This window comes from Alteromonas sp. NFXS44, from assembly GCF_040148705.1.
In the GTDB taxonomy this organism is placed as follows: domain Bacteria; phylum Pseudomonadota; class Gammaproteobacteria; order Enterobacterales; family Alteromonadaceae; genus Alteromonas.
Genome location: NZ_JAGDEA010000012.1, coordinates 461,092 through 486,070, shown reverse-complemented (window position 1 = coordinate 486,070; position 24,979 = coordinate 461,092). Strand labels below are relative to the sequence as shown.

Genomic DNA, 24,979 nt, shown 5'->3' with positions numbered 1-24,979 from the left:
TCGATGGGTGTTTTTAAATGGTTAAGTGGTGAGGACAATGCCGTAGTAGGATCGCTGGAAAGCATCCAGGCCCTTGAAGCATCGTCTGCAAGTCTTCTGATTCTGGATGGCCAGTGCAACATAGTGGTCGCAAACAAAGCGGCAAAAGCGCTGCTGGGGCAACTGGAAGGTAGTATTAAAGCCCGCAATGGTGGTTTTTCGGTCATGACCCTTATTGGCAGTAATATCAGTGCCCTGGGCCTGCAGGCCAGCAGTCTTCAGCAGGCAGCGGCGCAGTCGCCGGGCGGTGGCGAGGTGTTACTGGAACTGAAGGACCGGAATATTAAGGTTACGGTGGCCGGGCTCAAAAACGTGCGTGGCGAGACAACCGCCTACAGTGTCGAACTGATTGATAATCAGGACGCCATTTTAACCAATGCTATTACTGACGCACTGAATCGCGTTCAGGCAGTTATTCAGTTCTATCCGGACGGTACTATCATTACGGCTAATGAAAACTTTTGTGGCGCAGTGGGTTATGACCTGGAGGAAATTCAGGGTCAACACCACCGTATGTTTTGCAAAGGTGACTATGCTTCCAGTCAGGAATATAAAGATTTCTGGCGTAATCTGGCGCGGGGGCAGGTGTCCTCAGGTGAGTTCTGCCGCATTCGTAAAGATGGCAGTGAGATCTGGATCAATGCATCTTACAATCCGGTATACGATGAAAACGGTAAAGTAATTCGTGTTGTTAAATTTGCCACAGACATTACTGACGAGAAAATCAAAAATGCTTATTACGGTGGTCAGATTGAAGCATTGAACCGTGCTCAGGCGGTTATCGAGTTTAATCTGGACGGCACGATTATCAACGCCAATGAGAACTTCCTGGGTGCTATGGGTTATTCACTGGAAGAAATTCAGGGCAAACATCACAGCATGTTTGTGGATGCGGAATATAAGAAAAGTCCGGAATACCGGTCTTTCTGGGAGCAACTGGGTAAAGGTATTTACTTCGCCGATGAATTTAGACGCATCAATAAAGCCGGTGACGATGTGTGGATCCAGGCTTCCTACAATCCGATTTTTGACCAGAATGGTAAACCCTACCGTGTGGTTAAATACGCCGTGGATATTACTGCGCGGGTTAAGGCGGTTCAGGCTATCCGCGCCACTATGCAGCGTCTGGTGGTGGGCGATCTGGATACCGACCCGTTACGACTTGATGGTGATTTCGCTGAGCTGGGTACCTCAATTAACCAGTTCGTTCAGGATAATAAACGCATCATCGGCACCATCAGCGATGTTATGTCTTCAATGTCGGCCGGTGACTTAACAAGCCGGGTTGATGATGACTTCCAGGGCGAATTCCAGGTGCTGGCCAATGCCATCAACTCATTTGCCGAAGAAATCTCAGGCACTATCCGTTCGATTAACGAGGCGGTAGACACCATTAATACGGCTTCGTCGGAAATTGCCACAGGTAACGCCGATTTATCCAGCCGGACTGAGCAGCAGGCGTCCAGTCTGGAAGAAACGGCTTCCGCTATGGAAGAACTGACCGGCACCGTGCGTCTGAATGCAGAGAACGCAGAGCAGGCAAACATGCTGGCTTCACAGGCTTCAAAAGTTGCAAATGAAGGCGGGGACCTTATTCGTCAGGTGGTCGATACCATGGGCGATATTAATGCGTCAGCTCAGGAAATCTCAGACATCATCGGCGTCATTGACGGTATTGCCTTCCAGACTAACATCCTTGCCCTGAATGCGGCTGTAGAGGCAGCCAGAGCCGGTGAGCAGGGCCGCGGCTTTGCCGTGGTAGCATCGGAAGTGCGTACGCTGGCACAACGTTCAGCGGAAGCCGCGAAGGAAATTAAAGAATTAATTTCTGACTCTGTGGGCAAAATCAACGGCGGTAACCAGCTGGTTAACAAATCCGGCGATACCATGGCTGAAGTGGTTAATGCGATTCAGCGCGTGAACGACATCATGTCTGAAATCTCTGCAGCGTCTTCTGAGCAGGCTACCAGTATCGAAGAAGTGGGCAAAGCCGTGAACAGCATGGACGAAATGACGCAACAAAACGCGGCACTGGTTGAAGAGGCTGCTGCTGCGGCTGACAGCTTGCAACAACAAGCCATTGGCCTGACAGAACGGGTTGCGATGTTTAAACTGGATGGCGGCAGTTTGCTTGCGCCACCGCCGGCTAAGAGAATGAACGGCTCTGCAAAGCCGGCCGCGCGTATGACAGCCGTGAGTACGCCTAAAGCTCTGAAGCCAGGCTCGCCAAGCGAAAGTGAGTGGGAGACATTCTAAATGACCGCCGCAACCGCTGAACAAGTCGACAGAGAATATGCTTATAGTCAGGACGACTTCGAACGGGTGCGCGCCACCGTGTTTAAAATTGCAGGCATTCGTCTGGCAGACTCTAAAGTCACCATGGTGTACAGCCGGTTATCCCGGCGCCTTAGGGCGCTGGGGCTGAAAACCTTTAGTGACTATTTAAAAGTGGTAGAGCGCAGTGACATTGAACAACAGGAATTTGTTAATGCGCTGACTACTAACTTAACGTCATTTTTCCGTGAGCCTCATCATTTCTCCGCGCTGGAAAAATACCTTCGTAATCATTCCAATGTGACCGCGATTTGGTGCGCGGCGAGCAGTACAGGAGAAGAACCTTACTCTATTGCTATGACGGTAGCTGAAACCTTTGGCTCATTCCGGCCGGGTATCAAAATCTACGCATCGGACATTGACAGCAAGGTGCTGGCAACCGCAAAAAATGGTGTATACAAAGCGTCGTCTATCGAGAAAATGTCGCCGGAAAGACAAAAGCAGTTTTTCTACCGGGGCAAAGGCTCGAAATCCGGCATGGTGCGGGTGGTCGATGAAGTGCGGGAGATGGTGGAATTCAGGCAAATCAATCTGTTACATAAAGATTATGGCTTCAAAGAGAAAATGGATGTCATTTTTTGCCGTAACGTAATGATTTACTTTGATAAACCGACTCAATATCAGATCCTGAACAGGCTGGTCGGGCACCTCAAGCATGACAGCTTGTACATCGCCGGACACTCTGAGCATTTTGCTGATGCGTCGGATATCCTCAGACCGGTCGGTAAAACAATTTATGCACCAGTCAGGTAGTTACACAAAACGTGACTGCCCATGATTTTAGTCAGCCTCCTTCCTACTATGACAGTCGTTTTGGCCGTGATGCGGTAAAAATTTTACCCGGCCAATACTACGTCACTGCGGCAGACAAACTCATTGTGACGGTACTGGGATCCTGCGTGGCAGTATGCCTGTATGACCCCATCACTGAAGTTGGCGGCATGAACCATTTCATGCTGCCAAATAATAAGCAAATCGACAAAATGTCATTCGAAGCGAACCGTTACGGTGTGCATGCCATGGAAGTGCTGTTAAATGATTGTCTGCATCTTGGCGGTGAAAAGAAACGTCTGGTTGCCAAGGTATTCGGCGGTGCCAGAGTGTTGCCCGGATACGTGCAAAATGATATTGGCGCAACCAATTCTGAATTTGCCATCGAATTCTTAAGAACCGAAAATATTCCCATCCTGGCCAGCGATCTGATGGCTAATTACGCCCGCAAAATTTACTTCACGCCATCTACCGGTTCGGTGCTGATGAAGCGCATTTACGACATGAACAACAACACTATTCATGACCGTGAAGCGGAACTCGCCATGCGAGTTAACGAGGAAACGAAAGCGACCGGTTCCATTGATATGTTTGGGAATTAAGCCGGAAAAGGCCTGTAAGTCATAAAAATCGATTCCTGAAACGTTTTCCGTGTGTCAAAAAAGTTTTTTAAAAAATCTGTTTGCGGTAGTTTTTGTGATGTTATAACATTTTGCGTCGGTAAATTCCCGGCACAAAAGATTTTATGAAAAAGCAGTTTTTATATTCATTACTCGCACTATCCACCAGCGCAGCAGCACAAGAGAGTGTTATTGCCGCGCAGGAAAAGAAGGATGACGTGGAACACATTGAAGTGAAGCGACATTTCCAGCCTTACCGTGGCAATGTTCCGTTAATTCAAACGCCGCAGGCAGTTGATCGCATCAGTGCAGATCAGTTAACCAATGAAGGTATTACCCGTTTCATTGATGCGCTGGATTTTTCGCCTGCTGTAGTCAGACAGAATAATTCCGGCGGCATGTTCGACAGTTTTGCTATCCGTGGTTTCTCAGGCGATGAAAACAACGCCACTGGCTACCTCATTAACGGCTTTAATGTTCGCGGTTACAGCGGGAACCGCGGCACCGTAAATATTCAGTCCGTTGAAGTGATGAAGGGCCCGGGCTCGGCCTTGTACGGTCAGGGAGAACCCGGCGGTACCATCAACATCATTACTAAAAATCCACAGTTTGAAGAACAGGGCTACGTTCAGGGCACGCTGGGTAATTACAGTAAGAAACAGGTTGAATTCGATTACACGAATGGTCTGAATGATGACATGGCTTACCGGCTCAATGGTTCATATGAAGACTCAGACACTTACAGAGATACCGTTTTCTTCAAAAACCTGAATATCAATCCTTCGTTTATCTGGAACCTGTCTGACGTAACCAGTGTGAGTTATCAGATGGAAATCCTTGATCAGGAAAAGCCGCTGGACCGCGGTGTTTACGTACTGGACAACGATTTTGATACGGTGAATCCGGAAGACTTCTACGGTGATATCCGGGACGGTGCGCATGAGGTGAAAACCTTCGGTCATCAACTGGTGCTGAACCACGAACTGACTCACAGCTGGCATCTGCTTACAGGCATGGCGTACCGCGATTCATCCATGAAAGGACAATCTTCAGATACTGAGCTGTCGGCAGGTCGTCAGTTATTGCTGGCTGATCCGGACATTCTTTCGCGCCAGCGAAGAACCCGTGATTATGAAGCGCAGGATTTATCCTTACGTGCAGAACTAAGCGGTGAAGCAGAGGTTACCGGTTTAACCAATAACCTGCTGATTGGTCTGGATTACTACAATTATCATATCGATACGGACTATCGTCGCTGGCGTACAGCCCGGGGCGCCGGTGACACCACTTACAGTATCGAACCGGCGAATCCTGATTACACCATAGCCCGTCCTGATGTCTCCCCTGTTACCCTTACTGCAGAAAAGCAACAGGGTCTGGGTTTTTATGCGCAGGATCTTATCGAGCTGAATGAAGCCACCAAACTTCTGCTGGGTTTCCGTGTAGACAAATTTGAGCAGGAAATTTATGACCATCTGGCAGGTGCAGGTCAGAGCCGGGATCAAACAGTGGTCACACCCCGTCTCGGTCTGACTTATGCTGTAAACGAAAAAGTCAGCCTGTATACCAGCTATGCTGAAGGGTTCAGACCCAACCCCAGGCTTGACTCCGACCGCAATGCGTTTGACCCGGAAGAAACTACCTCGTTTGAGGTGGGTGCTAAGTGGGAAAATCTGGCTGAGCGGTTCTCCGGTAGCATTGCCATCTTTGACGCTGAAAAAACCAATATGCTGACAGCAGAGCCCAACACCGGGTTGTCGGCGACATTAGGTACAGTGGAGAGTCAGGGCATTGAGTTTCAGTTGACCACAGACTTAACAGCCAATACCCGTCTGGATTTCTCGTATGCTTACACGGATGCGCAAACCGCCAATGAAGTGAACAACCTCGATTGGGGCGTGACCATTCCGAAAGGGTCCCGCCTGATCAATGTGGCGAAACATGCAGGTTTTATCTCGCTGAATCACTACACGCAACTGATGGAAAAAGAGGCCTTCTTCGGCGCTACGGTGCGTTACGTGGGCGACCGGTTGGGGGAAACCACTGACGCAGGATTTATACTGCCGTCTTATACGCTGGTGAACCTGTCGGCTTCGCTGGCATTAAATGAGAAGCTGAGTGTGAAGTTCGACGTCAACAACCTGTTTGATGAAATCTACTTTGAAAACTCATACCACAAGCTTTGGGTAATGCCGGGCTCACCGGTGAATTACACTGCCAGCGTGAAATATCAGTTTTAACTAAATATGCTCATAAAGCCGGTCGCGCTGCCTTCAGGGGCCGCTGACCGGCTTTTCTATATTTAAGCCGCTACCAGTCCTGATAAATCACAGTGACGCCAGGAAAGTACCGATACGCTTTATACCTTCATCCAGTGCAGTTTCTGAAGCTGCGAAGGACAAACGCACATAGTCATCGCCAGTGACTTCGCCAAAATCATTACCCGGTGTCAGGGCAACGTGCTGTTCTTCCAGTAACCGCTCACAGAATGTCATGGCGTTCAGACCGGTAGAGGTGACGTTGATATATACATAAAACGCGCCGTCCGGCTCCACATCCACGGATAATCCAGCCTGCTTTAAGCCATCAAGAACCCGCTGACGCCGGTGCAGCAGAATATCTCTGCGTCCTTCGCAAACGTTCAGGGTTTCCGGGGTGAAACAGGCCAGCGCCGCATATTGCGCGGGGGTCGACGGGCAAATGTATAAGTTCTGCGCCAGACGCTCCATCACCGGCACCATGTCATCCGGCACTACACACCAGCCTAAACGCCAGCCGGTCATACCGAAGTACTTTGAAAAGCTGTTGATCACAATGGCGTCGGGGTCAAAAGCCAGTACGGTCTGAGCGTGACCATGATGGCTGAGATTCAGGTAAATTTCGTCAACAATACGCCAGCCACCGCGGGATTTTACAAAATCGCATATTGCCGCCAGATCACTTTCAGGCACCGATGTGCCCGTGGGATTAGACGGTGATGCCAGCATCACACCTCTGGTATCGCTCTGCCAGTTTGCCTGCACGTTGTGTGGTGTCAGCTGAAAGCGCTGTTCAGCGCCGGCGGGAATGCTTTGCAACTGCCCGCCAAAGCTTCTGATAAACTGACGGTTGCACGGGTAGGCAGGGTCCGCCAGCATCACTTTATCGCCGTGGTTAACTAGCGCAGCACATACCAGAAGCAGCGCGGCTGATGCCCCGGCAGTCACCACAACATTGTTCGGATTGACAGCAACACCGTGTCGCTGACGATAGAAACCGGCGATGGCTTCCCGCAGGGCCGGTAAACCTAAGGCTGACGTGTAGGGCAGTTCTGCCTTTTCCATGACATCCTGCATGGCCTGCACAACCGGACCAGGAGCACCGAAATCCGGTTCGCCAATATTGAGTCTGACGACATGATGCCCTTTTGCTTCAAGGGCACTGGCTTTCTCTGAAAAAGCCATGGCATAGAAGGGTGTAATGGCGTTGGCACGATCTGAAAACTTCAACAAAACAGGCTCCCCGTAAAAACGAGGAGCCATGATACCGCAAACCGGTCAGCGCCAGCCAGCTTACTTGTAGATCACCTGGTTTACGATGTTTTCCAGGCCTTCCTGTTTGCCGGATACCGGCTTAGGATCCAGTGCATTATCGCTGGCGAACTTAGCTACGTCTTCCAGCGACATTTTACCGTTTAATACCTGTTGACCGAAATCTTCTGACCAGCCAGCATAGCGTTTCTCAACGGCGTTACCCAGTGCTTCTGACTCCAGCAGTGCAGCGGCTTTCTTCAGGCCCAGCGCACAGGTATCCATGCCGCCGATGTGGCCCAGGAATAAGTCCTCCGGCTCGGTGCTCTGACGGCGTAATTTGGTGTCAAAGTTAAAGCCACCAGACGTGTAGCCTCCATTTTTCAGTATTTCGTAACAAATCAGTGTCATTTCTTCTACTGAATTAGGGAACTGGTCAGTATCCCAGCCTAATTGCGGGTCACCGCGGTTGGCATCAATAGAGCCGAAGATCCCCAGTGCAAATGCAGTGGCAATTTCGTGATGGAAAGAGTGGCCGGACAATGTGGCGTGGTTGGCTTCAATGTTGACGGCAAACTCTTTCTCTAAACCAAATTCAGACAGGAAGCCGTGTACAGTTGCTGTGTCGTAATCGTACTGATGCTTCGTCGGCTCCTGTGGCTTAGGTTCAATCAGCAGCAGGCCGTCGAAGCCGATTTTGTGCTTGTGCTCAACCACCATGTTCATGAAGCGCCCCAGTTGCTGACGTTCACGTTTTAAATCGGTGTTCAGCAGGGTTTCGTAACCTTCACGGCCGCCCCACAGCACGTAGTTTTCACCGCCAAGTTGCTTTGTTGCGTTCATGGCATGAAACACCTGAGTGGCTGCGCGTGCAAACACGGCCGGATCCGGATTGGTCGCTGCGCCGGACATGTATCGCGGGTGGCTGAATACATTTGCAGTGCCCCACAGCAGTTTCATGCCGGTTTCTTCCTGCTTGTGCGCCAGCACTTCAGTCATGGTGGAAAAGTTGTGCACGTATTCCTTCAGAGACTGACCTTCCGGTGCCACATCAACATCGTGAAAGCAGTAGTAGGGCGCGCCGAGTTTTTCCAGAAACGAAAATGCGGCATCCGCTTTCGCTTTGGCTTGCGTCATGGCATCACCCTGAGTCAGCCAGGGACGATTAAACGTGCCGGCACCGAATACATCAGCTCCGTCCCAGCAGAAGTTGTGCCAGTAGCAGGCAGCAAAGCGCAGGTGCGCTTCCATGGTTTTACCCATGATCACTTCTTCCGGGTTGTAGTGTTTAAATGCCAGCGGATTGGTTGAGTCCGCGCCTTCATATTTGATCTTTGGAATTGCGTCGAAATAGTTGCTCATATTCTTTTTCCTGTTCAGGCAGGGTTATGGTGAAGACAGTGTGAAAGACCCTGCGCAGTTCAACAATTATGTTAATTCGTGAAAGTTTTCTGTTTTTTCGGTGACGACCAGAAAGGTTCTATGGCGTAGTAAAGCTCACGGAACTGCTGACGTTTTGCTAAATAGGCTTCGTTAACTTTGGGGTCTGGTTTATATTCCGCTTCTGCTTCGGGCTGGAAACAAATATCAGATAAGGATTTGTCGGGATTCACCGCCAGTTGCGCAAGCCTTGCCGCTCCGAGCGCAGGGCCAACATCTCCGCCTTTGCGGTAAGTTAAGTTCTGACCGCTGATATCGCTGAGCAATTGTCGCCAGAAAGGACTTTTCGCTCCGCCGCCTATCAGACTGATTGACGATACACTGACGCCACTTTGATGCACTGCGTCCATGCCGTCTGCCAGCGCCATGGAAACACCTTCAATAACAGCTCTGGCCATGTGTGCGCGGGTAGTGCTGGCTGTGACCCCGAAAAAGGCTGCTTTCGCATAAGGATTATTATGCGGTGTCCGCTCACCGGTCAGGTAAGGCAAAAACAACGGCGTAGCTTCATCAGAATAAGAGACTGACTGCTCAACATCATCAAGCATCGCCCCTACATCCTCGTAACCACTTTGACCTGCGTACCATTGTAAACAGCTCGCAGCACTCAGCATTACCGACATCATATGCCAGCGGGAAGGCAGAGCATGACAGAAGCTGTGTACAGCCTGCTCTGTGTTAATGCGAAAGGTATCGGTGACGGCAAAGTAAACCCCGGATGTGCCCAGTGACAGCATGGCCTGACCCGGATCAACAATACCGCAGCCAATAGCGCCGGCAGCGTTATCGCCACCGCCGCCGGCAACAGGGACGGATTTCATGCCCCAGCGTTCGGCAAGACTGGCCGTCAGCTCTCCGGTGACCGCATTCCCTTCGAAAAGTGCCGGCATATGAGATTCATTCAGCCCTGTGGCAGCCAGCAATATGCTGTCCCATTTACGGGATTCCGTATTCAGCCAGATAGTGCCGGCTGCATCTGACATTTCACTGGCAAACTCACCGGTAAGTTTGTAACGCAGGTAATCTTTGGGCAGCAGTACTTTGTGAATGCGTCCGTAGACGTCAGGTTCATGGTGCTTGACCCACAGGATTTTAGGCGCGGTAAAGCCTGCCATCACAATATTGCCGCTGCGCTGACGTGCGTCGCTCACAGCCGCTTCAATTTCATGACATTCATCGTCGCAGCGGCCGTCGTTCCACAAAATGGCAGGGCGCAATACGTCACCGTTTTCATCCAGCAAGGTTGCGCCGTGCATTTGTCCGCTCAGTCCGATAGCCTTCACGGTACTTAAGTCCTGCGATGCTTTCAGCGCATCCAGACACTGACAGGTCGCTTCCCACCAGTCTGCCGGATCCTGCTCTGACCATAAAGCCCTTGGCATCGACACATTCAGAGACGCATGAGTGGTTCTTACCACCGCGCCCTGTTCATCTGTTAACACCACTTTTACCCCTGAGGTGCCTAAATCAATGCCTAAGTACATGTTGTTTCCACTTCTGATAATCCGCTATTTCTCTATGTTGATTATCAAAAGCGATCAGAGCAATTATGAAATTTTGTAATCTTTTTGTTAATTGCAGTGCACTGGTTTAGGATGGGTAAAAACAATATTCATAAACCGCTTTACGGAATTTAATTAGTCAGGGCCAGCTATGTTTGAAAAATCGCACAGTATCACGCTGCTGTTTAATGCCAGTAAGGTGTACGACCGCCAGATCATTGAAGGGATTGGCCGCTATTTACAAACTTCCGGGGCCGACTGGGATTTGTATCTTGAAGAAGACTTTATGACCCGTCTGGAGCATCTGGACGAGTGGAGCGGCAACGGGATTATTGCGGATTTTGATAATCCGGCCATCGAGAAGGCGCTGACAAAGGCCAGAGTACCGGTGGTGGCAGTGGGCGGCTCTTATCAAAATCAGGCTGATTATCCCCAAGTGCCCTACGTCGCCACAGACAATTTCGCGCTGGTTGAAGCCGCTTTTGAACATTTAAAGCAAAAGGGGATAGAGCGCTTTGCTTTCTACGGTGCGCCACTTAACCCGCAACACCGCTGGGCGCAGGAACGTGAGCGGGCTATGCTGGAACTGACACGGCGGGAAGGGTACGAGTGTTATGTTTACCGCGGACATGCTGTGCGCCCGGAAACCTGGCAATATTCTTTAAAACGGCTCACTGACTGGCTGAAAAGTCTACCCGCCCCGGCAGGTATTGTGGCAGTCACCGATGCCCGCGCCCGTCACCTTCTGCAAGCCTGTGATCATCTCGGATTACTCATCCCTGAACGTTTCTCGGTCATCGGTATCGATGATGATGAACTGGCCCGTTATTTAAGCCGTGTCAGCCTGACATCAGTGAAGCAGGGCTGTTTTGATATGGGATTTCAGGCCGCCAGAATGCTGCACCGTCAGTTGCAGGGCATGCCTGTCAGTAAAGCGCCGGTACTGGTACCACCCGAGCGCGTAGCTGAGCGGCAGTCTACCGATTACAAAGCGATTAAAGATCCACTGGTAATGCAGGCCATGCATTTCATACGGCATAACGCCTGTCGCGGTATTAAGGTTGACCAGGTGCTGGACTACGTAGGTATATCCCGCTCAAACCTGGAGGGCCGCTTTAAAGAGGAGCGGGGACACAGTATTCACACCGAAATTCATAACGAAAAACTGAGCAGGGCCTGCAAAATGCTGAAGGAAACCGACGAAGCCGCCGTGGAAATTGCCGGTGTTTGCGGATACCCCTCTATTCAGTATATGTACGCCATTTTCCGCAAGCACTTTGATCAGACTCCGGTGGAGTACCGTCAGGCTCACCGGCCCCAAAGTCTGGATGAATTGCCCGTGGAAGGCTTATCAAAATTTGCCGCCATCTAGAGAGCAGTAGAACTTAAATAACGCAGAATTATTAATACCGGAGAATCAGTACCCTATGGACACCGTGTTATCAGCAAGTACAGACAAGCCCTCTGAAAACAGGAGTTTTATACTCTTCATCAGTGTTGTTGCCACTATAGGTGGTTTCTTATTCGGGTTCGACAGTGGCGTTATCAACGGGACTGTTGACGGTTTACAGGCCGCCTTTCAGTCAGAAAGTGTGGGGACCGGATTTAATGTTTCCAGTATGCTTTTAGGGTGTGCCGTCGGTGCTTTTTTTGCCGGGCGGCTGGCAGATAAGTACGGCAGAAGAGCATTGCTGCTGGTGGCAGCAGTGTTCTTTATCATCAGTGCCTGGGGCTCCGGCGTTTCTACCAGCGGTGGTGAGTTTGTTTTTTATCGTATCCTGGGTGGGCTTGCGGTAGGCGCTGCCTCTGTTATGGCTCCGGCTTATATTGCCGAAGTCTCGCCTGCCAGATACCGTGGCATGCTCACGTCGATCCAGCAAATCGCTATTATCAGCGGGTTATTTGCCGCTTTTCTCAGTAACTACATTCTTGCCGATTTCGCCTCGGGTTCTACGCAGGCTCTGTGGATGGATTATGCAGCCTGGCGCTGGATGTTCTGGATGGAGCTGATCCCGGCGTCGTTGTTCTTAGTGATGCTGCTATTTATACCTGAAAGTCCCCGTTTCCTTGTCGTTAAAGGAGATAAAGTCAAAGCGCTGCAAGTTCTGGGTAAGCTTTACGGTGATGCAGGAGCGGGCAAGCTGACTGAAATTGAATCCACACTGGCAAATGATCATCAGCCGCGCCTGAGCGACCTGAAAAAACCGGATACCGGAAAGGTCAGACCCATCGTGTGGATTGGTCTGGGCCTTGCCACCTTGCAGCAACTGGTGGGTATTAACGTGGTGTTCTATTACGGCGCGGTGTTATGGCAGGCCGTCGGCTTCTCAGAAAGTGATGCCCTTCTGATCAACGTGATAAGCGGAGCTATCAGTATTGCTGCCTGCCTTGTTACCCTGGCAATCATCGATAAAGTGGGCCGTAAACCGCTGTTGAAGTGGGGGTCTGCCGGTATGTCTGTCACGCTTATCGCGCTGGTTGTCGCGTTTGGCAACGCAGAGCAGGGGATGGACGGAAAACTGATAATGGGTGCCTGGGGACCAGTAGCACTGATTGCTGCCAATCTGTATGTGTTTTGCTTCAACTTCTCGTGGGGACCGGTCATGTGGGTGATGCTGGGGGAAATGTTCCCCAATCAAATCCGTGGCTCCGGTCTGGCGGTGAGCGGATTGATCCAGTGGCTGACAAACTTCGCCATCACATGGACTTTCCCGATGATGTTGGCCGGTATTGGTCTGGCAGGCGCGTACGGCTTCTATGCATTGTGTGCAGTGCTGTCAGTGATTTTTGTCAGTAAGTACGTGTATGAAACCCGTGGTCGTGAACTGGAAGATATGAAAGGCTGAGGCGGCGGTAAAAACCTTACATCCACTGAGTATTAATGGCATACGAAAAGCGGTAGTATGCCTTTTTACGTTTCAGCCTTTTACCGCAAGCAGATACCGGAGTGTAAAGGGCTGCATCTCAAGGATGCCTCATGTCACAGCCGGTCAGACTCCTCAGTTTTTCCATCGCTTTTGCCTGCATATTGTTATCGCTCAACTTCGGATTGCGCTCTTCCATGGGCTTCTTCATGGAGCCTGTTTCTTCAGAGTTTGGTTACGGCCGTGAGGTGTTTGCTTTTGCGCTGGCGATGCAAAATTTATGGTGGGGACTCTTTCAGCCTGTTGCCGGGGCGATGGCAGACCGTTTCGGTACCGTAAAAACCGTTATTCTGGGCGCCTTCCTGTATGCCGGTGGTTTAGCGGTTACTGCCTTCAGTGACAGCGCCGGCAGCCTGAACGCGGGAGCCGGCTTGCTGATGGGGATGGGCATCGCCGCCTCCGGTCTGGGTGTGGTATTGCCTGCGATGGCAAGAATGGTGTCTCCGGAAAAACGCTCATTTGCCTTAGGTCTTGGCAGTGCAGCCGGCTCCGCCGGACAGTTGCTGGTAGTACCCGTTGCACAGCATTTTATTGCCGCTTATGGCTGGAGCAATGCGTTGTTACTGATGGCGGGAAGTGCGCTGATGATGAGCCTGATGGCCGGTTCATTAACCGGCAGCGGCGGGCAGCAGGCGGCGCAGGGCAATACACAGGTGCGTCAGACTGTGAAAGAGGCGCTGAAAGAGGCTTGTACCTACCCCCATTACTGGCTGATTGTGGTGGGGTTTTATGTGTGCGGTTTCCAACTGGCATTCATTACCGTGCATATGCCTGCATTTCTTGCTGACAGGGGCTTTACCGCTGACATCGCGGTCATGAGCCTGGCACTTATCGGGTTGTTTAACATCTTTGGATGCCTGTTGTCCGGCTCATGGGCGGGTAAATATTCCAAGAAAAATCTGCTCACCCTCATTTACGCATTGCGGGCTGTTGCCATTGCCGGCTTTATGTATTTTCCTATGTCATCAACATCGGTCTACATATTCTCTATTGTGACTGGTTTGTTGTGGCTGGCCACGGTGCCGCCCACATCCGGGCTGGTGGTGCAGTTATTCGGTCTGCCGCACATGGGGCTGCTGTACGGCATTGTGTTTTTAAGCCATCAGTTGGGTTCATTCAGCGGAGTCTGGCTGGGTGGTTATCTGTACGATACCACCGGTTCTTACGATGTAGTCTGGTGGAGTGCCTGCGTAATTGCCGGTATCACTGCGCTGATCCACATTTTCATTGATGAGCGCCCGGTTTTAAGATTGCGAACGGCACAGGCATAGTGAAGACGGGCGTGATGTCACGCCTGTCTGTTGATTCAGATAAAACGTGACATATCCGGGTGGGCTATCTCAATCCATTGTTTCAATGACGGTTCTTCAATGAAACTGAAGTCGGCGAAGTCAAAGCCCGGCGCTACGCTGCAGCCCACCAGAGTGTATTCGCCGGTGGTTTCAGCGGCCTGAAAGTTGCCGGCCGGAATGACAGCTGCATAGCCATGTTCCCTGCCACCAATCCGCTGTTCCCTCAACTGTTGTTGATGGATATGGTACAGACGTAATGCTGCTCCCTCGTAATGGTTCCAGACTTCATCGTGTAAAACGCGGTGGAAGCGGCTTACCTGACCTTCAAGCAACAGAAAGTAGATATGCGTCATGGCGGGGCGGCCCAGACCGTGTGCAGGTGAATTAACCTGTTTATCAGACTTGAATATCTGCCTGTAAAATCCGCCTTCCGGGTGGGGTTCCAGTTGCAGTTGGTCGATTAATTCGTGATGTCGCGTTTTGCCCATGTTTTTATAATTCTTCTTTTGTGTGTTTACCCTGTACAAATAGCATACCGCGCCCGTTAATCGAAAACATCATCTTTATTAACTAATTCTAAACAAATCCGATGTGGCGAACGGGTGAACTTTTTTTCACAACATCACCGTATGAATGAGAAATTCCCCGGCGCTTTTTGTCTGTTCAGGCCATACAGAACCGCGCACTCATTCAATTTGAAAGGTGAAAACGTGAAATATCAGAAGTTTACGACCGTTAATGTTGGCGATAATGCATTCAAAGCAATCAGTTTCGATTCCATTGGGCAGCAATTCGACCTCGACCGTCTGCCTTTCTGCATAAAGATCCTGCTGGAAAACTTAATCCGCCACGAAGACAAGGAATTCGTAAGCAGCGAAGATATTGAGAAAGTGGCAAAGTGGGATATTAAAGATGACAGTCAGCATGAAATTTCCTTTGTGCCGGCCAGGGTAATTCTGCAGGACTTTACCGGCGTGCCCGCCATTGTTGACCTCGCCGCCATGCGTGATGCGGTAAATAATTTAGGGGGAGATGCACAAACCATTAACCCTCTGAACCCTGTTGAGCTGGTTATCGACCACTCTGTTATGGTGGATTATTTTGCCTCAGAGGATGCCTTCGAGAAAAATACCGGTGTGGAAGTTCAGCGAAACCGTGAGCGCTATCAGTTTCTGAAATGGGGGCAGTCTTCTTTCGACAACTTCAAAGTGGTGCCGCCGGGCCGGGGTATCGTGCACCAGGTGAACCTGGAATATCTCGCACGTTGTGCATTTACCAAACAGGAAGGAGACGACACACTGGTGTATCCGGATACGCTGGTAGGCACAGATTCTCATACCACGATGATTAACGGTCTTGGCGTGCTTGGCTGGGGCGTAGGTGGTATTGAAGCCGAAGCGGCCATGCTGGGACAACCCGTTACCATGCTGCGCCCGGATGTGGTGGGCTTCCGTTTGACCGGTAAGTTAAATCCCGGCGTAACTGCTACTGACATGGTTCTGACGATCACTGAACAATTGCGTGAGCATGGTGTGGTGGGCAAGTTCGTTGAATTCTACGGCCCGGGCATCAAATACCTTACCACTGCAGACCGCGCGACCATTGCGAACATGGCGCCTGAATACGGTGCCACCTGCGGTATCTTCCCGGTAGACAGCGTGGCACTGGATTACCTGAAGCTGACCGGTCGTCCTGACGAACAGATTGAACTGGTAGAAGCCTACGCAAAATCAGCCGGTCTGTGGCACGACGATCACACCAAAGATGCCATTTATCACGAAACGCTGGAATTGGACCTGGCTGATGTGGTGCCTTCTATTGCAGGACCCAAACGTCCGCAGGACCGTATTGCTCTTGATACTGCCGCGAGTGCCTTCACTGACTGGTATCAGTCTCAGATTGATATAAAAGTCGAAGGTGAAGAAGCTAAATTTGTTGCCGAAGGCGGCGACATGGCAGAGGTGGACGAAGAACAGGATTCTTTCGTCGACTTCAATGGTGAGAAATTTAATCTGGAAGACGGTGCAATAGTTATTGCCGCCATTACCAGCTGTACGAATACGTCTAACCCGTCAGTGCTTATCGGTGCCGGTTTGCTGGCGAAGAAAGCGGTGGAACTGGGTCTGACCCGTAAGCCGTGGGTGAAAACTTCACTGGCGCCGGGTTCACAAGTGGTCACACAGTATCTGGAAGATGCAGGACTGATGGAGCCGCTTGAGCAACTTGGCTTTAACCTTGTGGGATACGGCTGTACAACCTGTATCGGAAACTCAGGTCCGCTGCCCGAAGAAATTTCCCGTGCAATTAACGATGCGAAACTCACCGTCACCTCGGTATTGTCCGGTAACCGAAACTTTGAAGGTCGTATCCATCCGGATGTAGCGGCTAACTACCTGGCTTCTCCACCGCTGGTGGTGGCATACGCGCTGGCTGGTAATATGAAAGTGGATATTACCCGTGAGCCAATCGGTACAGATAAGAACGGAAAACCGGTGTATCTGAAAGATCTGTGGCCATCAGAACAGGAAATTCAGGCGAAAATTAACGACTATGTATCGGGCGATTTGTTTAAGCAGAAATACGCGGATGTATTTAAAGGCAATGACATCTGGAACGAACTGAATGTGTCTTCAAGCTCTGTGTATGACTGGCCGGACTCCTCTTACATCAAACATCCGCCTTTCTTTGCTGACATGGGCAGTAAACCTGCGGCACTGAGTGCCATTGAAGGTGCGCGTTGTCTGGTGAAGGTGGGCGACTCCATTACCACCGACCATATTTCTCCTGCCGGCGCCATTGCCCCGGACAGCCCCGCGGGACAATATCTGCAGGAGCAGGGTATTAAGCCGGAAGACTTTAACTCTCTGGGATCACGCCGTGGTAACCACGAGGTGATGATGCGGGGTACGTTTGCCAATGTGAGACTGAAAAATCAGTTAGCACCCGGCACCACCGGCAGCGCAACCACCCATTATCCCAGCGGTGATGCCATGTCTATCTTCCATGCGGCCATGCGCTACCGTGAAGACGGTGTGCCGGCTGTGGTTATCGGAGGCAAAGAGTATGGTACAGGCTCAAGCCGGGACTGGGCAGCCAAAGGGCCGTCATTATTAGGTGTCAAAGCCGTAATGGTAGAGAGTTATGAGCGTATTCACCGTTCTAACCTCATCGGTATGGGCATTCTGCCGTTGCAGTTTAAACAGGGCGACAGCGCGTCATCACTGTCGTTGCGTGGTGACGAAACCTACAGCATTGCGCCGGTTGAACGTGGCCAGAAGGAAGTGCAGGTAACTGTTACTCCGGACGATGGTGAGGCCCGTCAATTTATGATGGACGTACGGATTGATACCGCCAATGAGTTTACCTACTTCGAAAACGGCGGCATCCTGCACTATGTTATCCGCGAGTATCTGAAGAAAGGCGCTTAAATATAGCGCCGTCTTTCGGCAAGTACGCCCAGAATGATGAATGCACTGATAAAGCCCGCGCCCTGTAAATACCAGGGCAGGTATTTTATCAGGTAGAGCAGGAACGGCGCACCGTGAATAGTGAGCAGCCCGTATCCGAAAGCACACAGCAACACGAACAGTGTGGTGCGGATAAGAAAATGATATGGCGCCAGCATCCGTTTGATATGTTTATTGATGATATCGCCGTACACCACCAGAATGGTGGCCATCAGCATGATACTCAGTTGGGTGTAATAGGGAGATAGCCACTGGCTTAACTGGCCAAATAGTTCTGTCATAAATTCACTGCAAAAATGCCCGCTTTGATAGCGGGCATTTTACGTTTTGTGGCAAAGAAAACCTACGTCTGAATTAAGGGTCAGCGTATGTACCTGACCACTCAGGTATTAACCGGCCAGCAAGGTGGATACGGCTTTGTAGCCTTGCTGAATAGTTTGCAGTTTATCCGGTGTCTGGTCGCGTTCAACGAAACGGTGCTCTACGCCCGCCTGCTTCGACGCAGCAAAGATTTTGGCAAAGTTAATTGTACCGGTACCTACGTCAGCGAACTGGCCCTGCTTGTCCATGTCTTTGACGTGCCACAGCTTGAAGCGGCCGGGATGTTTGGCAAAGTAGGCCAGCGGATCTTTATTGGCTTTGAACATCCAGAACAAATCCATTTCCATCGCCATTTTGTCAGCGTCCACTTCGTTCAGTAACACATCGTATGGCTCGACACCGTCAGTAACGTGGAATTCGAAGTCATGATTGTGGTAGGCCAGTTTCAGTCCCTGACGGTTACAGGCATCGCCCCACTTATTGCATTCTTCTGCCAGCTTTTTATACACATCGATGGTGGTACCGCGCTGTTCTTCAGTCAGATAAGGGATAACCACATACTTGTGGCCTACTTCGAGGGCGGTTTCGATAACTTTATTAATGCCTTCCTTGCGGAACATATCCAGAGGAATATGCGCAGAAGGTGCTGAAAGGCCTTCACCATCAACAATTTTGCGGATTTCTTTCGGGCTGTGACCAAAATAACCGGCGAATTCCAGTTCTTTATAGCCTACCGCTGAAACCAGTTTCAGCACGGCGGGCACACTGACGGCCATCATATCGCGCAGTGTATACAGCTGTAATCCTACGCGGGTTTCCGCTTTAGCCTGACCAAATGCAAATCCCGGTGCCATCAGCAGGCCTGCTCCGGCTGCGCCCAGTTTTACGAATTGACGACGGTCCAGTGAGGACTGGCCGATCTTGCTGGCAATATGACTTGCCTTATTGTTTCTGCCTGACATGTTATTCTCCTTCGTCATTTGCACTTGCTCACGAAGTTACAGCATACGCAGCAAGTAAAAGTCATCGTTCTGTTTAATCCGGAGCCTGTCCGGTGCTGCCCCGTAAAATGAGTTCGAACGGCATAATTACCTTTGGTGCCGTTGTCAGTTTGCCTTCCAGTACGTCCACTAACAAGTTTACAGCAGTGCGGCCGAAGGCTTCTGCCGGCTGTGCAATGGTGGTCAGAGGGGGATCGCAATAGGCGGCAAAGTCGATATTATCAAAGCCGGCAACCGAGATATCCTGAGGTACCCGCAAACCTGCGTTTTTAAAGCCCTGAAGTGCACCCAGAGCGGTTTCATCGTTCTCACAAAATACCGCAGTGGGACGGTTATCCAGTGCCAGCATCCGGCCGGCAGCTTCATATCCCGCCTGCAACGTAAAATCGCCGGCGAAAAGCAAAGATTGATCGTAAGGAATATCGGCGGCCTGTAACGCATCACGGTAACCGGCAAGCCGCTCCTGTGTGAGGGGACTGTCTGCAGGCCCCTTAAAAAGCGCAATACGTTTGTGACCAAGAGAGAGCAGATGCTCCGTCATGGCTCTGGCCGCGGCGCGGTTATCCAGCGTCACGGTCGGGCAAATATTCGAACTGAGCACCTCACAGGCATTCACCATGGGCAGCATACTGTCGTTTTTGCCGGTATCTTCTGAAAACGGGTTGTGTGCGCGAAGCTGGATGAGTCCGTCAGCTTGCGATGTTTGTACCATCCTGGCGTAATTCGCCTCGATGTCTGCATTGCCAAGCGTATTGCCCAGTAACAGAGAATAGCCGGATTCGGCTGCAGCTTCCTGCATGCCACTGATCACGCGGGCAAAAAATACGTTTGCCACCGTAGGAACCAGTACCACCAGGCTGTGGGTTTTACCGGAGCGGAATTTTACCGCCATCAGATTTGGCTTATATCCTACTTCACTCACTGCTGACATGACCTTAGCCCGTGTCTTAGGCGAAACACGTTCAGGCTGCTGCAGGGCCCGCGACACAGTTGCCACGGAAACTCCGGCTAAATCAGCGACATCTCGGATATTTGGCATTACCTTTTTCTCAAACCACTTCTTTATTCTTAGCAGTGCGAAGCGAGGTATTCGCTTCTGTGCATATGTAACGCATTACATTTTATGGCGACAGGATTACCCAAATGAAACTATAAATCCAGTTTTAAATGTGAAATATAAACAAAAAATATACAAAAATTCCGTGTATTCATTACATTTGAACGTTAAAACTACGACGATGGTAGAAAATTCGTTGACATCAATTTATGTAATCCGTTACATTTTTACAGTAATTACATATTTGTAACAACGATGCGCATAATTGGGGGAAATACATGGCGAAGTTGCAGCGGGTTCGCATGGGTATGGTCGGTGGTGGTGAAGGTGCTTTTATCGGCGCCGTCCATCGTCACGCAGCAGGCCTGGACGGTCAGTACGATTTGGTTTGCGGGGCATTCAGCCGCGATTCTGGTAATAATCAGCGTACCGGAGACAGTTTGGGTTTAAGCAGCGACCGCGTTTATGCGTCGTGGCAGGAAATGCTGGAAGCAGAAAATAAATTACCTGCTGACGAGCGAATGGAAGTGGTTGTGGTAGTCACGCCAAACCATCTCCACGTACCGGTTACCATTGCAGCGCTGGAAGCTGGCTATCATGTATTCTGCGAAAAACCTGCCGGTCTGAATCTGGCAGAAACCAAAGAGCTGGCGAAAGTCGTTAACAGTTCAGACCGCCTGTATGGTCTGGCACATACCTACCTGGGATATCCCATGGTGTGGCAGGCTAAAGCCATGGTTGAAGATGGCAAACTGGGCAACATCCGTAAAATTCTCGTTGAGTACCCGCAGGGCTGGTTAAGCGGCGAAGACGATCCTGATAACAAACAGGCTGCATGGCGCACAGATCCGGCATTGTCCGGCGGTGCAGGCTGTATGGGCGATATCGGTACCCATGCCTTTGGTCTGGCGGAATTTATCAGCGGCCACACGGTAACTGAACTGTGTGCAGACATGAACATTATTGTACCGAACCGCCGTTTAGACGATGACGGTGCAGCATTCTTCCGCACTGCCGAAGGCGCTAAGGGCGTGCTCATCGCCAGCCAGGTGTGTGCCGGTGAAGAGAACGCGCTGAAAATTAAAGTGTACGGTGATAAAGGCGGACTGGAATGGCATCAGATGGAGCCTAACTCCGTTATTTTCCGCACACTGGATGCACCTTACTGCGTATACCGTGCCGGTTCCGGCCAGCCGGGTTTGTACCCTGAAGCGTCCGATCGCTGCCGTACTCCGTCAGGTCATCCTGAAGGCTATCTTGAAGCTTTTGCTAACCTCTACCGTTACTTTGCCATCGCTGTACGCGAAGGTCAGACAGGTAAAGCTGAAGGCGTGCCCGGTCTGAAGTCCGGTTTACGCGGAATGGCATTTATTGAAGCAATGGTTGCCTCCGGCGCCAGCGACGTGAAGTGGCATCCGATCCCGGATACCGAGTAACAGACCCGTTTACAGAATTTAGGAGATTACCATGGCAGCAATTAAAGGCCCTGCGATTTTTTTAGCACAATTTGCAGGTGACAAAGCGCCGTTCGATACCCTGGAAGGGATGGCAAAGTGGGCCGCTTCACTGGGCTACAAGGGCATTCAGGTGCCTACTGACCCCAAATTATTTGATTTAGAAATTGCCGCAGAAAGTCAGGAATACTGCGACAAAGTAAAAGCCATGTGTGCTGAAGCCGGTGTTGAAATTACCGAGCTGTCTACACATTTGCAGGGACAGCTGGTGGCTGTTCACCCTGCTTACGATGAGTTATTCGATAACTTCGCGCCTGAGCATTTACACGGTAAGCCGAAAGAGCGTACTGAGTGGGCAATTAATCAGCTGATGCTGGCGGCAAAAGCCAGTAAGCGTCTTGGCTTGAAAGCGCACGTGACTTTCTCCGGTGCATTGATGTGGCATCTTGTTTATCCGTGGCCGCAACGTCCTGCCGGTCTTGTTGACGAAGGCTTCAAAGAACTGGGTAACCGCTGGAGACCTATTCTGGATGCATTCGAAGAAGCTGGTGTTGATTTGTGCTACGAAATCCACCCGGGTGAAGACTTACACGACGGTGCAACATTTGAGCGTTTCCTGCAGGAAGTTGGCGATCACCCCCGCGCAAACATTCTGTTCGATCCCAGCCACTTCGTGCTGCAACAACTGGATTACCTGGACTTTATCGACCGTTACCACGACCGCATCAAAATGTTCCATGTAAAAGATGCTGAGTTCCTGCCAAATGGCAGAAGCGGCGTATACGGTGGTTACCAGGGTTGGGTAGACCGTCCGGGACGCTTCCGTTCACTGGGCGACGGCCAGGTAGATTTTAAGAGCATCTTTACTAAGCTTACCCAGTACGGTTTTGAAGGCTGGGCAGTGCTTGAGTGGGAATGCTGTTTGAAAGATTCTGCGCAGGGTGCAGCTGAAGGTGCGCCATTTATCGCATCTCATATTATTGAGCCAACTAAAGTTGCGTTCGATGACTTTGCCGGTGCTGGCAGCAGCACAGAAAGAAACCGCCGGATCCTGGGTCTGGACAAATAATAATAATGCCCGGGGCCAAAAGGCCCCGAAGTAGTAAGAGGATATAACAATGATAATGACCCGCCTGAGCATTATGATGTTTCTCCAGTTTTTTATCTGGGGTGGCTGGTTTGTGACCTTAGGTACCTTCATGGGGCAAACACTGGGCGCTTCCGGTAGTGAAATCGGTATGGCGTTTTCTACCCAGTCCTGGGGGGCGATTATTGCGCCTTTCATCGTTGGCTTAATCGCTGACCGTTTCTTCAATGCAGAACGTATTCTGGGTGTGCTTCACCTGATTGGCGCAGCGCTGATGTACATGATGTACACCTCCACAGATTTTGCTTCATTCTACCCTTATGTACTGGGCTATATGATTGCCTACATGCCAACACTGGCGCTGGTTAACTCGGTATCATTCGGCCAGATGACTGATCCGTCAAAACAATTCGGTAAAGTACGTGTTTGGGGAACCATAGGTTGGATTTTAGCCGGTCTGGTGATCAGCTATGTGTTCTCATGGGATTCCGCCAGCGGCATTACTGAAGGCGCACTGCGTAACACCTTTGCACTTTCTGCCATTGGCTCATTAATTCTGGGTATCTTCAGCTTTACACTGCCTGCTACACCACCTAAAGCGAAAGGTACAGCATCGGCAAGTCTGGGTGAAATGCTGGGTCTTGATGCACTGACACTGCTAAAAAGCCGCAGCTTCCTTGTGTTCTTCCTGTCTTCGGTACTGATTTGTATTCCGCTTGCGTTCTATTATCAGAATGCGAATCCGTTCCTGGCCGGCATCGGCGTGGAAAATCCGACGGGTAAAATGGCGCTGGGTCAGGTTTCAGAAGCATTGTTCATTCTGGCACTGCCTGTATTCCTGAACCGTTTCGGCATCAAGGCAACGTTATTGCTGGGTATGCTGGCGTGGGTACTGCGTTATGTGATGTTCGCCTACGGTGATGCTGAAGACGGTATGTTCTTATTATTAATCGGTATTGCACTGCACGGTATTTGTTACGATTTCTTCTTCGTATCCGGACAGATTTATACCGATGCTAAAGCCGGTGAAAAAATCAAAAGTGCGGCGCAGGGCCTTATCACATTAGCCACCTATGGTGTGGGTATGCTGATTGGTTTCTGGGTTGCAGGTAAGATCACCGACACCTACACATCAGAAGCCGGAGCGGACTGGAGCAGCATCTGGTTGTTCCCTGCAGGGTTCGCGGCTGTCGTACTGGTACTTTTCTTCATCCTGTTCAAAGACGAGAAGGTTTCCACCGATGCGTAATTCGCGTAGAGCGGTGCTTAAAGGGCTGGCGCTGTCAGGGGTTGGGCTGACAGCGACCAGTGCTTTATCTCTTCATGCGCATGCTGGCACAAGCCAGCATGCCGCCCTCAAAGGAAATATCAAACATGCAGTGGCGCGTTGGACATTTCCGGATCTTTCTTTAGAGGAGCTTTGCCTTGCCATTAAAGATATGGGCTTTTCAGCGATCGACTTAGTGGGTCCTGATGAGTGGCATATTCTTAAGAAACATGGTGTGCATTGCTCTATGTGTAATGGTGCTGAACTGAATCTTGAAGACGGCTGGTGTGACGACCGTTTTCATGAGGCTCTCATCGAACGTTACATTCCGCATATAGAGAAAGTGGCGGCAGCCGGTTACACCAACCTCATTTGTTTTAGTGGTAACAAACGGGGTATGGACAACGAAACCGGACTGAAAAATGCCGTTAAAGGGCTATCACAAATTCTGCCTCATGCTGAAAAGCACGGGGTAGTGCTGCAAATGGAACTGTTTAACAGCAAGGTCAATCATCCTGATTACATGGCCGACAATTCAGCCTGGGGTATCGAGCTGTGTCGCCGGCTGGGATCAGCGCATTTTAAATTGCTGTACGACATCTACCATATGCAGATAAGCGAGGGTGACATCATTCGCACCATACGTGACAACCATCAGTATTTCGGGCATTACCACACAGCGGGTGTGCCGGGGCGTCACGAGATTGATGACTCTCAGGAACTGTATTATCCGGCCATTGCGAAAGCGATTAAGGATTTACCGTTTGACGGGTATCTGGCCCAGGAATTTATTCCAACTCCAGACAGTAAGGCAGGCAAACTGAAGTCGCTTAACCAGGCGATCCGCATTTGTGATGTCTGATCAGTAGAAACGCTTTTGCCGGACGTGTTTAA

At 50.6% G+C, this 24,979-nt stretch carries 19 protein-coding genes; 12 read left to right on the top strand and 7 right to left on the bottom strand.

The window, feature by feature from the left end:
• Positions 1-3 precede the first annotated feature (3 nt).
• The 4 genes from J3369_RS19260 (at position 4) to J3369_RS19245 (ending at position 6,004) form a co-directional block, all read left to right on the top strand.
• Positions 4-2,295 (top strand): methyl-accepting chemotaxis protein, encoded by a 2,292-nt coding sequence (locus J3369_RS19260; RefSeq protein ID WP_349589995.1) that lies wholly within the window; start codon positions 4-6, stop codon positions 2,293-2,295.
• Positions 2,296-3,126: a CheR family methyltransferase gene (locus J3369_RS19255; RefSeq protein WP_349589992.1), complete on the top strand. Its 831-nt coding sequence runs from the start codon at positions 2,296-2,298 to the stop codon at positions 3,124-3,126.
• Positions 3,127-3,137: 11 nt separating this feature from the next.
• Positions 3,138-3,746, top strand: a complete 609-nt coding sequence (cheD, locus tag J3369_RS19250) for a chemoreceptor glutamine deamidase CheD (RefSeq protein WP_349589989.1) — start codon at positions 3,138-3,140, stop codon at positions 3,744-3,746.
• 143 nt (positions 3,747-3,889) lie between these two features.
• On the top strand, positions 3,890-6,004 hold the full coding sequence (locus J3369_RS19245; RefSeq protein ID WP_349589987.1) for a TonB-dependent siderophore receptor: 2,115 nt from the start codon (positions 3,890-3,892) through the stop codon (positions 6,002-6,004).
• A gap of 87 nt (positions 6,005-6,091) precedes the next feature.
• Here J3369_RS19245 and J3369_RS19240 read toward each other — a convergent pair whose 3' ends face one another.
• The 3 genes from J3369_RS19240 to xylB form a co-directional block, all read right to left on the bottom strand.
• Entirely contained in the window at positions 6,092-7,252 is a 1,161-nt protein-coding gene (locus J3369_RS19240) for a pyridoxal phosphate-dependent aminotransferase (RefSeq protein ID WP_349591083.1), read from the bottom strand.
• A gap of 63 nt (positions 7,253-7,315) precedes the next feature.
• Positions 7,316-8,635, bottom strand: a complete 1,320-nt coding sequence (gene xylA / locus J3369_RS19235; RefSeq protein ID WP_349589985.1) for a xylose isomerase — start codon at positions 8,633-8,635, stop codon at positions 7,316-7,318.
• A gap of 71 nt (positions 8,636-8,706) precedes the next feature.
• Positions 8,707-10,197: a xylulokinase gene (xylB, locus tag J3369_RS19230; protein ID WP_349589983.1), complete on the bottom strand. Its 1,491-nt coding sequence runs from the start codon at positions 10,195-10,197 to the stop codon at positions 8,707-8,709.
• 169 nt (positions 10,198-10,366) lie between these two features.
• Here xylB and J3369_RS19225 point away from each other — a divergent pair, with 169 nt between their 5' ends.
• The 3 genes from J3369_RS19225 to J3369_RS19215 all read left to right on the top strand — a co-directional run bounded on the left by J3369_RS19225 (position 10,367) and on the right by J3369_RS19215 (position 14,410).
• Complete coding sequence (locus tag J3369_RS19225; RefSeq protein WP_349589981.1) at positions 10,367-11,587, top strand: XylR family transcriptional regulator; 1,221 nt, start codon at positions 10,367-10,369, stop codon at positions 11,585-11,587.
• Between the two features lie 55 nt (positions 11,588-11,642).
• Complete coding sequence (locus J3369_RS19220) at positions 11,643-13,061, top strand: sugar porter family MFS transporter (protein WP_349589978.1); 1,419 nt, start codon at positions 11,643-11,645, stop codon at positions 13,059-13,061.
• 131 nt (positions 13,062-13,192) lie between these two features.
• Positions 13,193-14,410 carry an MFS transporter gene (locus tag J3369_RS19215; protein WP_349589975.1) on the top strand — a complete coding sequence of 406 codons (1,218 nt, stop codon included), beginning with the start codon at positions 13,193-13,195 and terminating at the stop codon, positions 14,408-14,410.
• A 35-nt stretch (positions 14,411-14,445) separates the two neighbouring features.
• Here J3369_RS19215 and J3369_RS19210 read toward each other — a convergent pair whose 3' ends face one another.
• On the bottom strand, positions 14,446-14,919 hold the full coding sequence (locus tag J3369_RS19210) for a cupin domain-containing protein (RefSeq protein ID WP_349589973.1): 474 nt from the start codon (positions 14,917-14,919) through the stop codon (positions 14,446-14,448).
• Between the two features lie 171 nt (positions 14,920-15,090).
• Here J3369_RS19210 and acnA point away from each other — a divergent pair, with 171 nt between their 5' ends.
• Positions 15,091-17,859 (top strand): aconitate hydratase AcnA, encoded by a 2,769-nt coding sequence (gene acnA / locus J3369_RS19205; protein ID WP_502877492.1) that lies wholly within the window; start codon positions 15,091-15,093, stop codon positions 17,857-17,859.
• Here acnA and J3369_RS19200 read toward each other — a convergent pair.
• The 3 genes from J3369_RS19200 to J3369_RS19190 form a co-directional block, all read right to left on the bottom strand.
• Positions 17,856-18,179: a DUF3392 family protein gene (locus tag J3369_RS19200; protein WP_119502824.1), complete on the bottom strand. Its 324-nt coding sequence runs from the start codon at positions 18,177-18,179 to the stop codon at positions 17,856-17,858. The two genes, acnA and J3369_RS19200, sit on opposite strands and share 4 nt — an antisense overlap.
• 108 nt (positions 18,180-18,287) lie before the next feature.
• Complete coding sequence (locus J3369_RS19195; protein WP_303572102.1) at positions 18,288-19,181, bottom strand: sugar phosphate isomerase/epimerase family protein; 894 nt, start codon at positions 19,179-19,181, stop codon at positions 18,288-18,290.
• A gap of 73 nt (positions 19,182-19,254) precedes the next feature.
• Entirely contained in the window at positions 19,255-20,259 is a 1,005-nt protein-coding gene (locus J3369_RS19190; RefSeq protein ID WP_349589967.1) for a LacI family DNA-binding transcriptional regulator, read from the bottom strand.
• A gap of 296 nt (positions 20,260-20,555) precedes the next feature.
• Here J3369_RS19190 and J3369_RS19185 point away from each other — a divergent pair, with 296 nt between their 5' ends.
• The 4 genes from J3369_RS19185 to J3369_RS19170 are packed head-to-tail and all read left to right on the top strand — an operon-like array spanning position 20,556 to position 24,947.
• Entirely contained in the window at positions 20,556-21,713 is a 1,158-nt protein-coding gene (locus J3369_RS19185; RefSeq protein ID WP_349589965.1) for a Gfo/Idh/MocA family protein, read from the top strand.
• A 31-nt stretch (positions 21,714-21,744) separates the two neighbouring features.
• A complete protein-coding gene (locus J3369_RS19180; protein WP_349589963.1) occupies positions 21,745-22,800 on the top strand; it encodes a sugar phosphate isomerase/epimerase family protein in 1,056 nt (351 codons plus the stop codon).
• 49 nt (positions 22,801-22,849) lie between these two features.
• Entirely contained in the window at positions 22,850-24,067 is a 1,218-nt protein-coding gene (locus J3369_RS19175) for a nucleoside permease (RefSeq protein WP_349589960.1), read from the top strand.
• Positions 24,060-24,947, top strand: a complete 888-nt coding sequence (locus tag J3369_RS19170) for a hydroxypyruvate isomerase family protein (RefSeq protein ID WP_119502818.1) — start codon at positions 24,060-24,062, stop codon at positions 24,945-24,947. Before J3369_RS19175 ends, J3369_RS19170 begins: the two co-directional genes overlap by 8 nt.
• Positions 24,948-24,979: the final 32 nt, after the last annotated feature.

Coding starts and splice junctions, on each gene's coding strand:
- J3369_RS19195 (WP_303572102.1), bottom strand. CDS start 19,181: ATGTCAGGCAGAAACAATAAGGCAAGTCATATTGCCAGCAAGATCGGC.
- J3369_RS19210 (WP_349589973.1), bottom strand. CDS start 14,919: ATGGGCAAAACGCGACATCACGAATTAATCGACCAACTGCAACTGGAA.
- J3369_RS19180 (WP_349589963.1), top strand. CDS start 21,745: ATGGCAGCAATTAAAGGCCCTGCGATTTTTTTAGCACAATTTGCAGGT.
- J3369_RS19175 (WP_349589960.1), top strand. CDS start 22,850: ATGATAATGACCCGCCTGAGCATTATGATGTTTCTCCAGTTTTTTATC.
- J3369_RS19190 (WP_349589967.1), bottom strand. CDS start 20,259: ATGCCAAATATCCGAGATGTCGCTGATTTAGCCGGAGTTTCCGTGGCA.
- J3369_RS19260 (WP_349589995.1), top strand. CDS start 4: ATGGGTGTTTTTAAATGGTTAAGTGGTGAGGACAATGCCGTAGTAGGA.
- J3369_RS19255 (WP_349589992.1), top strand. CDS start 2,296: ATGACCGCCGCAACCGCTGAACAAGTCGACAGAGAATATGCTTATAGT.
- J3369_RS19215 (WP_349589975.1), top strand. CDS start 13,193: ATGTCACAGCCGGTCAGACTCCTCAGTTTTTCCATCGCTTTTGCCTGC.
- J3369_RS19200 (WP_119502824.1), bottom strand. CDS start 18,179: ATGACAGAACTATTTGGCCAGTTAAGCCAGTGGCTATCTCCCTATTAC.
- J3369_RS19225 (WP_349589981.1), top strand. CDS start 10,367: ATGTTTGAAAAATCGCACAGTATCACGCTGCTGTTTAATGCCAGTAAG.
- J3369_RS19245 (WP_349589987.1), top strand. CDS start 3,890: ATGAAAAAGCAGTTTTTATATTCATTACTCGCACTATCCACCAGCGCA.
- J3369_RS19170 (WP_119502818.1), top strand. CDS start 24,060: ATGCGTAATTCGCGTAGAGCGGTGCTTAAAGGGCTGGCGCTGTCAGGG.
- xylA (WP_349589985.1), bottom strand. CDS start 8,635: ATGAGCAACTATTTCGACGCAATTCCAAAGATCAAATATGAAGGCGCG.
- J3369_RS19220 (WP_349589978.1), top strand. CDS start 11,643: ATGGACACCGTGTTATCAGCAAGTACAGACAAGCCCTCTGAAAACAGG.
- xylB (WP_349589983.1), bottom strand. CDS start 10,197: ATGTACTTAGGCATTGATTTAGGCACCTCAGGGGTAAAAGTGGTGTTA.
- J3369_RS19185 (WP_349589965.1), top strand. CDS start 20,556: ATGGCGAAGTTGCAGCGGGTTCGCATGGGTATGGTCGGTGGTGGTGAA.